We start from the raw sequence: 12,006 nt of genomic DNA, 5'->3' as shown, positions 1-12,006 counted from the left end.
GGTTCACCAACAAGCGAGGCACGTATGTCCGTACTCGATCTAAAAGCACTGAATGAATTACCGAAAGTCGAGCGTGTAATGGCGCTGGCTGAGGTCAACGCTCAGCTCGAAAAACTTAGCGCCGAGCAGCGCGTGACCTGGTCGCTGGAAAATCTTCCGGGCGAGTTTGTGTTGTCCTCAAGTTTTGGTATTCAGGCGGCGGTAAGCCTGCACTTGGTTACGCAGCAGTTTCCCAATATTCCGGTCATTCTCACTGATACGGGCTACCTGTTCCCGGAAACTTACCAGTTTATCGATGAGCTGACGGACAAGCTGAAATTGAACCTGAAAGTCTTCAGCGCCAAAGAGAGTGCCGCCTGGCAGGAAGCGCGCTACGGAAAACTGTGGGAGCAGGGCGTTGAGGGCATTGAAAAATACAATGACATCAACAAAGTCGAGCCGATGAACCGCGCATTGCGTGAGCTTAACGGGCAAACTTGGTTTGCGGGTTTACGCCGTGAGCAATCCGGCAGCCGGGCGAATTTGCCGGTGCTGGCGATTCAGCGCGAAGTATTCAAAATTCTGCCGATCATCGACTGGGACAACCGCCAGGTTTACCAGTACCTGACCGCCAACGGCCTGAAATACCACCCGCTGTGGGATCAGGGCTATCTTTCCGTCGGCGATACCCACACCACGCGCAAATGGGAAGAGGGTATGGCAGAAGAAGAAACCCGTTTCTTTGGTTTGAAGCGTGAATGTGGTCTTCACGAAGGTTGATTGCTGAACGCCGACTTTCTCTCCTTAAAGAGAGGGTCGGCGTTATTTTATATTTATTGCTGTAATTAAGTTATTCCCTCCTGAATGTTTCTCCCTTAAAGACTACCTGACGTTAATCAATAACTGCTTGAATAATTAATGGTTAATTAATCCCCTCAAGACAGTAAAGATTGTTTAGTCATCCAGATAAGCATGAAGCCGCCGGGGAATTTTGTCATTCACCGTATGAGTGATCTTTTATCATTTTAAATTCAAAGAGTTGTGCACTTTAAAAATTAGAAAAAACCGGTGGATTTTTAAAGTTAAAAAAATATTTATAGATCAGTAAGATATTTTTAGAGTGTTCCCCACGCGAGTGGGGATAAACCGCGTTCTACAACTTGCCACGCGGTGACAAGAGCGTGTTCCCCACGCGAGTGGGGATAAACCGGCGCATCAGGTGCGGCGATTACCGTGCTAAACGTGTTCCCCACGCGAGTGGGGATAAACCGGATATGGCTGTCAGTTACCTTCCGGCCGACATGTGTTCCCCACGCGAGTGGGGATAAACCGATGAAAAAGGCCAGCTGCTGGCGGGAGAGGAAGTGTTCCCCACGCGAGTGGGGATAAACCGCATCGCAACCACAGCTTTTGTTACTGCCGCAAGTGTTCCCCACGCGAGTGGGGATAAACCGGCGGCGCTGATTGCCGAACAATGCCGAATGGTGTGTTCCCCACGCGAGTGGGGATAAACCGACCATAGCCAGCCTCTCCAGCTAGTGATTTCCCGTGTTCCCCACGCGAGTGGGGATAAACCGATGTCAGGCGATTGGTTGAAATTATCCAGAGGGTGTTCCCCACGCGAGTGGGGATAAACCGAGTCTGCTGATAAGCCTGGAGAAAATGGCTCAGTGTTCCCCACGCGAGTGGGGATAAACCGACCATATATGAAACCATGCTGAGTAAGTTTATGTGTTCCCCACGCGAGTGGGGATAAACCGTTATATCATCATCATCCTGCGCCTCTACCAGCGTGTTCCCCACGCGAGTGGGGATAAACCGCATCCGTTTCTGTGTGACCGAAAATGGCTTTGGTGTTCCCCACGCGAGTGGGGATAAACCGCATATACGCCATCTGTCCTGAAATGACGCATAGTGTTCCCCACGCGAGTGGGGATAAACCGTTGCGATTCGTTAAATTGGGCAGCATCCATGAGTGTTCCCCACGCGAGTGGGGATAAACCGCAACAACAGAGGGAACTATCGAAATGACCGAAGTGTTCCCCACGCGAGTGGGGATAAACCGCAGCAGAGCGACGTGCAGCGAAACAGCGTCGGGTGTTCCCCACGCGAGTGGGGATAAACCGGCAGAGCGTGACGAGCTGAAGAGTCAGGTTGTGTGTTCCCCACGCGAGTGGGGATAAACCGTAACCATGGCTGACCCAATCACTGCGGCGGACGTGTTCCCCACGCGAGTGGGGATAAACCGGACTTCCACAACGCTGACTACATCGACTATCTGTGTTCCCCACACTTGTGGGGGAGAAAAGAAATATCCATTTATCAGAACAAAACCCCGTTAAATACAAAATGATCTGATTGATATCAAAAATAAAAAATCCTACTTACGCTCTAGTAGTCGTATGCATATATATTTGACGACTGAACATGAATCAGCAATCCGATTATTTCCACTATTGGGGAAAAACGAGTCGAAAAGACGACCCTGATAGTTCGGCTTATCATTTATTGCCCTGGCACAGTCTGGATGTTGCCGCGTGTGGCTGGCAGATGGTGATGAGTAACCACTTTCATGCAGCAGATATTTTTGCTGAGCTTGGATTTAATCGCGATGAAGCCGCTCGCTGGTTTGCATGGATTCTCGGCGCTCATGATCTCGGAAAATTTGCTCGCGGCTTCCAGCAGTTATTTCGCGGGGCACATCCATTATTAGTTCCAGCCGTGAGCGGCAAAGCATACTGCGCCCGCCATGATTCATTGGGTTACTGGCTGTGGAAAGACTATATTTCACTGCGCTGGCAAGAAGGTCTTTGCAGCGCCATTCCTATTTGTGAACAAAAAAAGAAATCCCGTTATGCGCTTGATTGCTGGTTTAGCATCGCAACGGGGCACCATGGAAAACCGCCAGAAACTGAAGTCAAAGGAACTCAGGCATTTACTGAAGAGGATAAAATCGCTGCGGAGAATTGGCTTTCCGACCTTTCGTTATTACTAGACGTTGATGCCATACCTGGATTCTTTGCTGACAAAGACTGGCGAGATAAGTTGAAGCAGAGTAGTTGGCTGCTGGCTGGGTTGACGGTGCTGGCTGATTGGCTAGGTTCAAACCAGTCTTACTTTCCCCTGGTGAGTGATATTTTGCCTCTCGCTGAGTACTGGCAAAAAGCCCAAATCCTGGCGCAACGAGCATTGCAGCAATTACCAAATCCTTCCACAACACAGACTTTTCATTCTTATCAGGCGTTATTTCCCTTTATTGAACATTTGACACCGCTTCAGCAAAAAGCGTTAGAAGTCGATATTTCTGCCCCGGGCCCGCAGTTGCTGGTTCTCGAAGATGTTACTGGGGCCGGGAAAACGGAAGCTGCACTGATTCTGGCCCACCGCCTGATGTCAGCCGGAAAGAGCGATAGCCTGTATGTCGGGCTTCCTACGATGGCGACTTCAAACGCCATGTTCCGTCGCCTCTCTCTGGCGTATCGGGCTTTGTTTACGCAAAGCAGTTTGCCTTCGCTGGTTCTGGCGCATGGTGCGCGCCATATGTCTGATGATTTTAACCACTCATTATGGGGGGATGAGAATCGCGGGCAGCTTAACTATGAGGCTGGTGAAAGTTCCGCCAGCAGCGCCTGCAATGCCTGGTTTGCGGATTCACGGAAAAAATCGCTACTGGCTGAAGTCGGTGTCGGTACGCTCGATCAGGTATTGATGGCGGTGATGCCTTTTAAACACCAGTCACTGCGGTTACTTGGCCTTTTTGGCAAGTTACTGATTTTAGATGAAGTCCATGCTTATGACAGCTATATGGTTCGTCTTCTGGAAGGTTTGCTCACCTTCCATGCGGCCCAGGGCGGGAGTGCGATCATCCTCAGCGCCACATTGCCTTACTCATTGCGTAACAAACTTCTGCGCGCATTCCAGAAAGGAACGGGGGGCAAATTACCCAACCCGACTCCGGATGCGCAATACCCCTGGTTTTCTCTGCTGACTACCGAAACGCTTCATGAAAGCTTTACTTCCACACGTCCTGAAGTTTCCCGTGAGGTGGGGGTAGCGTGGCTCACAGAAACGCAACAGGCTGTTGATCTAATCAAACAGGCAGTAAGTCTCGGGCAATGCATCTGCTGGATTCGAAATACTGTGGATGAAGCGATTGAGGTTTATCGCCAACTGAAGGAGTGCGGAACCCTTCCTGAAGAGGATTTACTGCTGTTCCATAGCCGCTTTGCTTTTGTTGACCGGATGAAGGTCGAAACCCAGGCTCTGGACCAATTTGGTAAAGAAAGCACCGCCGCTGGTCGGCGTAGCAAGGTTCTTATCGCCACACAGGTTATTGAACAAAGTCTGGATATTGATCTGGACGTGATGATTAGTGACTTGGCCCCTATCGACTTACTTATTCAACGTGCAGGTCGCCTGCAACGGCATCAACGTGGAACGCGAATCCCTCCGGTACTCCATATTTTGGCACCCGCCTGGCAGACCGACCCTGAATCTGACTGGTTAAAGGAATCTATCCCGGGAACGGGTTTTGTCTATGCCGATCACGCTTGCCTCTGGCGCACACAGCAAATTCTCCGTGAGAAAGGGGCAATTCGGATGCCGGAAGATGCCCGTGAACTAGTCGAAAGTGTGTATGCGGAATGGATTGCCGCGCCATCTGATCTACAGCCTGCAAGCGATCTGGCAATGGGGAAAAGCTTCAGCGCCAGTGGAATTGCCGCTCAAACGCTGCTGCGGCGCGACGAGGGTTATGCACGTAAAGCCAGTGATTATCCCTGGGATAATCTTGATCTGGCGACTCGTTTGAATGCAGACACGGTTGATCTCTATCTCACCTGGCAAGATGGCGAACCTTATGCTGAAGGGGATGCGTACCCCTGGGAACAAAGTCGCTTGTCCATCCGGCCTTCGTTGTGGAAAACGCTGGCTCAGAAAATCCCGCATCTGGAAGGCGAGGCGCTAGAAAAAATGCGGTTAACTATCCGCAATCCCGCAGCCCAGGTAGCTCTTCTGGAGCGGGATAAGGTTGCAGAGTTTTACAGTAAAGAATCAGGTCTTGAGGGAAGTCCCCACTGACGTGGGGAACGAATAGCTTTTCTAACAATACACGGTTTATCCCCGCAGTTGCGGGGAATACTAGCCATAAAAGATTAACAATGTTTCCAATTATCTTCTATTAACTTTTAAATATTAATCCTTTTCTAACTATACACTTATTGATATTGACTTTGCTTGAGCGTAATCTGTGTTGGCGGCAAACATTAGAACGCCAAATAAGGTGGACACTACATATCGTTGCCGAGCCTGTATAACAGTAGCGTTCTGTGAGGAGTCAAATAACAAAATGGATGTAAATGAAAATAATCTTTAAACGTCGCCAGCATGGTGAGTGGGAATTAATCATTTCATTCTTATGGTTTGGTTTGTAAGGATTGCTCAATGCCCCTAGGGTGGGGGCTATTTTAAAGGAGATTCCATGTTTTGCCTTATCACAGAACGTTGGCTACCCGTTATCGACCGCTCTGGGCAGCGCAGGAAAATATCGCCACAGCAGCTCTTTGATAATGACATTGTTGAGTTGGTGTGGCCACGTGCGGATTTTCAGGGGGCCGCTTATCAACTGCTGATTGGCCTGATGCAGACCGTGACGCCACCACGAGATGAGGAAGAGTGGGATGAAGTCTGGGAAGAGGGGATTAAACCGTCAGACTGGCATAACGCACTGGAAGGGATTGCTGAGGCATTTAATTTCGGCCCACAAAAGCCCGCCTTTTTGCAGGATTTAGATACCTTACCCGTTGAGTCTTCATCGATTGCAGGGTTGTTGGTGGATGCGCCGGGCGGAAATACGCTAAAGCTCAATAAAGATCATTTCGTGAAGCGAAGTGTTTACCAGCAATTTTGCCCGCACTGTGCCGCAATGGCCTTGTATACAGTACAGACCAACTCTCCTGCTGCCGGAGCCGGGTTCCGCACCAGCATGCGTGGCGGGGGGCCAATGACTACGCTATTGGTTCCGCAAAAAACGGATGAAGCTTTATGGAGAAAGCTTTGGCTAAATGTTTTTCCCGCTCGTGATAAGTGGGAAAAAGAGCAATTGCCTCTGATTTTCCCATGGCTGGCTGCGACCCGCAGCAGCGAAACCCCCAAAAACATTGTGACTCCAGAAAATGCCCACCCTCTTCAGGCTTACTGGGGCATGCCACGCCGTCTTGAGATTGATTTCAGCCAATCGACGTCGGGGAAATGCGATTTATGTGGGGAAATGCACGAAGCCTTGCTGACCAGAATGCGCAGTAAAAACTATGGCGTGCAGTACGACACATGGATTCATCCTCTTTCACCTTATCGGCGAGCTGCGAAAGACGCCAGTGCGCCAATGATCCCTTTGAAAGGGCAGCCCGGCGGGCTTGCGTACAAAGACTGGCTGGGTTTGGTTGTAGAGTCGGAGGAGAAGCTCAACTGCACGTTTCCGGCAAAAGTTATTCGTATGAATACCGTGCCACATCTGACCAATTTATGGTGTTTCGGATATGACATGGATAATGCCAAAGCGCGTTGCTGGTATGAGCACCGTCTGACGTTATCCACCTTGCCAAAAGCTCATCAGGATGAATTGAAGGAACTGCTGCAAACGGCTGTTGAACTTGCAACCAGCAGTCTGCCGCTGCTGCGCTATGCGCTAAAAGAGGCGTGGTTCACGACGCCAAAAGAAGCAAAAGGGGATTTTAGCTTCATCGATATTGCGTTCTGGCAGCAAACCGAAGCCGATTTTAGCAAGTTGTGGAAAACCCTTAATCAATACCCGTCAGCTACATTCCCGGAAGCACGTCATGCTTTGCGTCTTTGGCAGGTTTCGTTGCGCGATTATCTGTTCCACGCATTCGATGAGCGTGCATTCACCAATCCTGACGAGGTGGCCGATCTCACGCGTATTCTGCGTGCTCGACTCAATCTTAATAAAAATTTCATTAAACAGAAGTGTTTAAAAGAGTTGCTCCAGTTAACGCAAGAGCACAAGGAGAAACAGGATGTTTGACATTGATACCGCAAAACCGGTGGTACTCACCGATCCGGATGCCGCTAAGGTGCTGCGCCGTTGGTTTGATTTTTTGCAGGAGCGCAATAATCAGCGTCTGGGTGTTGCGACGAATGGCCGCGCCTGGCGCGCAGAATTACGCCGCTGTGCTCAGCCTTTTGGAGCGTTAACCACGACTGCATTTTTTCAACTCAATCAGTCACTTTCTACAAGCGCAAGTCTGAAGCAGAGCGATACCTTCGCCCTGGCAATTATTGCTTATGTTGTAGCCCATGCACGTTCTGATGAGCCAAAAGTAAGTTTCGCTCGTCAGCTCGGCGAAAAGATAAATGGTTCAACTCCATGCCTTTCGCGTTTGCGCTTTGATCGTCTGCTTGCCGTCAGAACACCGGCTGAATTGTGCAGCCAACTCACCCGAGCCGTGAAGCTAAGGGGCGAAAAGGGGATCAATATCGTTTCGTTAGCCGACGGGATTTTCCTCTGGATGCGTGAATGGCAGCAGCGGGAAGAAAACCAGCCTGTCGACAGTAATCCCTTTAACCGTTTCAGTGTGCGCTGGGCCAGCGAGTATTTGCTGGCAACCGAAAAATAATCTTTGAAATTAATGGAATAATAATCATGACAACGTTTATTCAGCTTCACATCCTTACCGCTTATGCCCCATCTAATTTAAATCGGGACGATACCGGTCGCCCAAAAACCGCCATCATGGGTGGAGTGGAGCGTCTGCGCGTTTCGTCGCAAAGCCTGAAACGCGCCTGGCGTACTTCAGATGTTTTTGAAGATGCGTTAAATGGCCATATCGGTACCCGTACCCGTCGCCTGGGGCCTGAAATCTATAAACAGTTACGTGATAAAGGTGTTGCGGAAAAAATGGCGCTTTCGATCGCCGGGAAAATTGCTGAACAGTTCGGCAAATTGAAAAGTGATAAAGGTGCCAGCGCAGAAGAAAACCTTGAAATTGAACAGTTGGTTCATGCCAGCCCAGAAGAACAGCAGCAAATTCAAAAATTACTGGCAACGCTGATTACTGACAACCGCGAAGCAAATCCTGAAGAGCTTAACCTGCTGCGCGCGAATGCGCAGGCGGTGGATATTGCACTCTTTGGCCGTATGTTAGCTTCAAAACCTGAATTCAACGTAGAGGCGGCCTGCCAAGTGGCACATGCGTTGGGAGTCAGCGCAGTAACGGTTGAAGAGGATTTCTTTACCGCTGTGGATGACCTTAACGGCAAAAAGGATTCAGGTTCTGCCCATATGGGGGAGCAGGGGTTCGCTTCGGCGCTGTTCTATAGCTATATCTGCATTAGCCGCGATTTACTGCTGGAAAACCTTAACGGTAATGAAGAACTGGTCCAGCGTACCTTGCGAGCATTGACCGAAACGGCGTTAACCGTTTCACCTGGTGGTAAGCAAAACAGTTTTGCTTCCCGCGCCTGGGCTTCGTATGTCATGGCTGAAAAGGGTACGCAGCAGCCGCGTGCATTATCTGTCGCATTTTTCAGCCCGGTGCGAGGTGAAGATCAGCATGCTCAGGCAATAACGCGTTTGCAGCAACAACAGCAGAAATTCACTCGCGCTTACGGGCAGCGTACTGAAGAACAGCGGTATGAAATGAATGTGGAATCTGGTGACGGCACACTTCAGGAATTGCTGAACTTTGTTAGCCAGTAAGGAGTGATGATGTCCCGATATCTGATCTTTCAACTCTATGCGTCGCTGGTGTCCTGGGGTGAGGTTGCGGTGGGTGAAGTTCGCCACACAGCAACAATCCCCAGCCGTTCTGCTTTGCTTGGCTTGCTGGCAGCGGCGCTGGGTATTAAGCGCGAAAATGAGCAGCAGCTCCAGCTTATGAATCAACACTACCATTTTGCCATCAGGCCACTTTCTCCGCGTGAGCAATGGTTGCGTGATTACCACACGGTGCAGATGCCTAAAGAGAATCGCAAACGCCGCTATTACACCCGGCGCGATGAACTGATCCTCTCATTGGAAGAGCCCGGCACGATGCTGACTTCGCGAGAGTACCGCTGCGATGCCTGTTATCACGTAGCAGTGCAGGAAACATCGGATGCCCCGTTCACGCTTGATGAGCTGGCTTGCGCATTAATCGCGCCTGTATTTCCGCTATATCTGGGAAGAAAATCTTGCCCGCCCGCTTTGCCATTAAACCCGCAGATTATCGATGGAACGTTGGGCGAAGCATTTCATAAAGCGTATGCAGACAGCAGTTACGGTTTTAATTGTGAAGAGCTGGCAGCGATTAGCTCAGCGCAGTTATTTTGCGTCTGGGAAGGCGAACAACAGGGCGTATCTGGATTCGCCACACAACAACGCGGCGATCAGCCCGTCAGCCGGAATCGTTGGCAATTTACGACTCGCTTACAGCATTCCGGTTATCTCACGGAGGAGTGCTGATGTTTCTTTCCCGTGTATCACTTGATTTAACGAAATTGACTCCTGCCATGTGGCAAAAATGGCAGGTTGCTCAACCCTATGCCAGCCATCAATGGCTATGGCAGCTTTTCACTCAACAGGATGAAAGATCGTTTTTATTCCGCCATGAGGCAACCCCGCAAGGGGAGAGTTTTTATCTGCTTTCGGATGTTGCCCCTTTTGCCAAAGACTCATTGTTTTCCATCAGCAGTAAGCCATTCGATCCGCAATTAGTGGAGGGGATGGAACTCACATTTGCCCTGCGGGCCAATCCAGTAGTGACGCGCAACGGTAAACGAAGCGACGTATTAATGGATGCAAAATACCAGGCTAAATTGCAAGGTGCTGGCCCGGGTGAAATCGCTGAGTTACAGGAGAAGGCCGCATTTACGTGGCTAAAAGCACAGGGCGAAAGAGGAGGTTTTGCTGTTGAAGCGCAGGAAATACAAGTTGTCGGCCAGCAGCGCCAACGTTTTGTGCGTAAGTCTGGCGAGCATCCCATTACGTTCACAACGGTGGACTTTGCAGGAAGCCTGACGGTGATGAATATTCCACTCTTTATGCAGACGCTCAAGAATGGATTGGGTAAAAGCAAAGCGCTGGGCTGCGGACTGATGTTGATTCGCCGGAGATAAATATGAGTTACATCCCCTTGTCACCCATCCCTCTGAAAGACCGTACCTCAATGATCTTTTTGCAATATGGGCAAATAGATGTTGTGGATGGCGCTTTCGTTCTGATCGACAAAACCGGGATACGTACGCACATCCCGGTGGGATCGATAGCCTGCATCATGCTGGAGCCCGGGACTCGTATTTCTCATGCCGCGGTTCGCCTGGCCGCTACCACTGGCACTTTGCTCGTCTGGGTGGGGGAAGCCGGGGTGCGTATGTATGCCAGTGGCCAACCGGGTGGTGCTCGGTCGGATCGATTGCTATATCAGGCAAAACTGGCACTGGATGAGGATCTTCGCCTTAAAGTCGTACGTAAGATGTTTGAACTTCGGTTTGGAGAACCGGCTCCTGGTCGGCGATCCGTCGAACAGTTACGGGGCATTGAAGGTGCCCGAGTTCGTCAGACCTATTCGTTATTGGCTAAACGTTATGGTGTGAAATGGAATGGCCGACGTTACGATCCTAAAGACTGGGAAAAAGGTGATGTGGTAAATCAATGTATCAGCGCCGCTACTTCCTGTTTGTATGGAATAACTGAAGCGGCCATTCTAGCTGCGGGTTACGCCCCGGCTATCGGCTTTGTTCATTCAGGTAAACCTCTTTCATTTGTTTATGATATTGCAGACATCGTGAAGTTTGAGGGTGTGGTTCCTGTAGCCTTTGAGATTGCGGCAAAAACACCTCATAGCCCGGATAAGGAAGTCCGCCTTGCTTGCCGTGATGTTTTCCGGAGCCAAAAAACACTGGCGCGGCTAATCCCACTAATAGAAGAAGTGTTGGCAGCGGGCGAAATCGATGTTCCAGCTCCTTTTGCAGATTCACAACCTCCAGCTATCCCAGAACCTTCATCAATAGGCGATATTGGGCACCGTGGGTGACGTATGAGTATGTTAATGATCGTCACGGAAAATGTTCCTCCACGTTTGCGCGGACGGCTTGCGGTATGGTTACTGGAAGTTCGAGCTGGTGTGTACGTGGGAGATACCTCCCGCAAGGTGCGCGAAATGATATGGCAGCAGATCATAACTCTGGCTGATGAAGGAAATGTCGTAATGGCATGGGCAGTTAATAATGAGTCCGGCTTTGATTTTCAGACATGGGGAGAAAATAGAAGGATGCCGGTGGATCTTGATGGGCTAAGGTTAGTTTCATTTTACCCCGTTGAGAATCAATAAGTTAGCGTTCTTTAAAAATTAAGAAAAGTTGGTGGAATTTTTGTGTCTAAAGAATTCCTTTTAGAACAATGATATAGTTTTAGAGTGTTCCCCGCGCCAGCGGGGATAAACCGACGCATATCACGGGCGAATTGCAGATCGATGGGTGTTCCCCGCGCCAGCGGGGATAAACCGCGGCGGGCGCACCTGTTCTGGTTGCGTACCACGTGTTCCCCGCGCCAGCGGGGATAAACCGGGCCGTTGCATCGTCTTCAGCTTGCTTACGGGGTGTTCCCCGCGCCAGCGGGGATAAACCGGATACTGAGCATCGGCACCTGATCATTATCGCGTGTTCCCCGCGCCAGCGGGGATAAACCGCGCACGGCGGGAGCGAGTGCCGCAACACCGGTGTGTTCCCCGCGCCAGCGGGGATAAACCGCACACCGGTAATCAAGTATTGCCCCACGTCCAGTGTTCCCCGCGCCAGCGGGGATAAACCGGTATCGAGAAAGAATTGTGGAAGCGTGCCAATGTGTTCCCCGCGCCAGCGGGGATAAACCGGGCATTATCATATGCTTTCGACGGTGATGGATGTGTTCCCCGCGCCAGCGGGGATAAACCGGATTCAGCATGTTGCACGCGCACGCAACGTGGGTGTTCCCCGCGCCAGCGGGGATAAACCGACACAGGTCCAGAGAGCAGCATTAACACGACGGTGTTC

Annotated in this window: 9 protein-coding genes and 2 CRISPR repeat arrays (1 of these 11 only partly in view); all 9 genes read left to right on the top strand. The window is 50.5% G+C overall.

Going from position 1 to position 12,006, the window contains the following annotated elements; genetic code table 11:
• Window positions 1-24 precede the first annotated feature (24 nt).
• Window positions 25-759 carry a phosphoadenosine phosphosulfate reductase gene (gene cysH, locus AB1E22_RS04970; RefSeq protein ID WP_367594339.1) on the top strand — a complete coding sequence of 245 codons (735 nt, stop codon included), beginning with the start codon at window positions 25-27 and terminating at the stop codon, window positions 757-759.
• 340 nt (window positions 760-1,099) lie between these two features.
• A CRISPR array of direct repeats spans window positions 1,100-2,227; the repeat unit is 29 nt; unit sequence GTGTTCCCCACGCGAGTGGGGATAAACCG.
• A 179-nt stretch (window positions 2,228-2,406) separates the two neighbouring features.
• Window positions 2,407-5,058, top strand: coding sequence for a CRISPR-associated helicase Cas3' (gene cas3 / locus AB1E22_RS04965; protein ID WP_367594338.1), 2,652 nt, complete (start codon window positions 2,407-2,409; stop codon window positions 5,056-5,058).
• Between the two features lie 400 nt (window positions 5,059-5,458).
• Window positions 5,459-7,021, top strand: coding sequence for a type I-E CRISPR-associated protein Cse1/CasA (gene casA / locus AB1E22_RS04960; protein ID WP_367594337.1), 1,563 nt, complete (start codon window positions 5,459-5,461; stop codon window positions 7,019-7,021).
• Window positions 7,014-7,613 (top strand): type I-E CRISPR-associated protein Cse2/CasB, encoded by a 600-nt coding sequence (gene casB / locus AB1E22_RS04955; RefSeq protein ID WP_367594336.1) that lies wholly within the window; start codon window positions 7,014-7,016, stop codon window positions 7,611-7,613. The genes casA and casB overlap by 8 nt, the downstream gene beginning before the upstream one ends.
• A gap of 26 nt (window positions 7,614-7,639) precedes the next feature.
• Complete coding sequence (gene cas7e / locus AB1E22_RS04950) at window positions 7,640-8,695, top strand: type I-E CRISPR-associated protein Cas7/Cse4/CasC (RefSeq protein WP_367594335.1); 1,056 nt, start codon at window positions 7,640-7,642, stop codon at window positions 8,693-8,695.
• Window positions 8,696-8,704: 9 nt separating this feature from the next.
• Window positions 8,705-9,439, top strand: coding sequence for a type I-E CRISPR-associated protein Cas5/CasD (gene cas5e, locus AB1E22_RS04945; protein ID WP_367594334.1), 735 nt, complete (start codon window positions 8,705-8,707; stop codon window positions 9,437-9,439).
• Window positions 9,439-10,092: a type I-E CRISPR-associated protein Cas6/Cse3/CasE gene (cas6e, locus tag AB1E22_RS04940; RefSeq protein ID WP_367594333.1), complete on the top strand. Its 654-nt coding sequence runs from the start codon at window positions 9,439-9,441 to the stop codon at window positions 10,090-10,092. The genes cas5e and cas6e overlap by 1 nt, the downstream gene beginning before the upstream one ends.
• Before the next feature lie 2 nt (window positions 10,093-10,094).
• Window positions 10,095-11,009 carry a type I-E CRISPR-associated endonuclease Cas1e gene (cas1e, locus tag AB1E22_RS04935; RefSeq protein ID WP_367594332.1) on the top strand — a complete coding sequence of 305 codons (915 nt, stop codon included), beginning with the start codon at window positions 10,095-10,097 and terminating at the stop codon, window positions 11,007-11,009.
• A gap of 3 nt (window positions 11,010-11,012) precedes the next feature.
• Entirely contained in the window at window positions 11,013-11,306 is a 294-nt protein-coding gene (gene cas2e / locus AB1E22_RS04930) for a type I-E CRISPR-associated endoribonuclease Cas2e (protein ID WP_367594331.1), read from the top strand.
• An 84-nt stretch (window positions 11,307-11,390) separates the two neighbouring features.
• A CRISPR array of direct repeats spans window positions 11,391-12,006; the repeat unit is 29 nt; unit sequence GTGTTCCCCGCGCCAGCGGGGATAAACCG; it runs 572 nt beyond the window's last position.

It is taken from the genome of Buttiauxella gaviniae, from assembly GCF_040786275.1.
GTDB lineage: Bacteria > Pseudomonadota > Gammaproteobacteria > Enterobacterales > Enterobacteriaceae > Buttiauxella > Buttiauxella gaviniae_A.
This window is presented reverse-complemented; position numbering and strand designations above follow the sequence as displayed.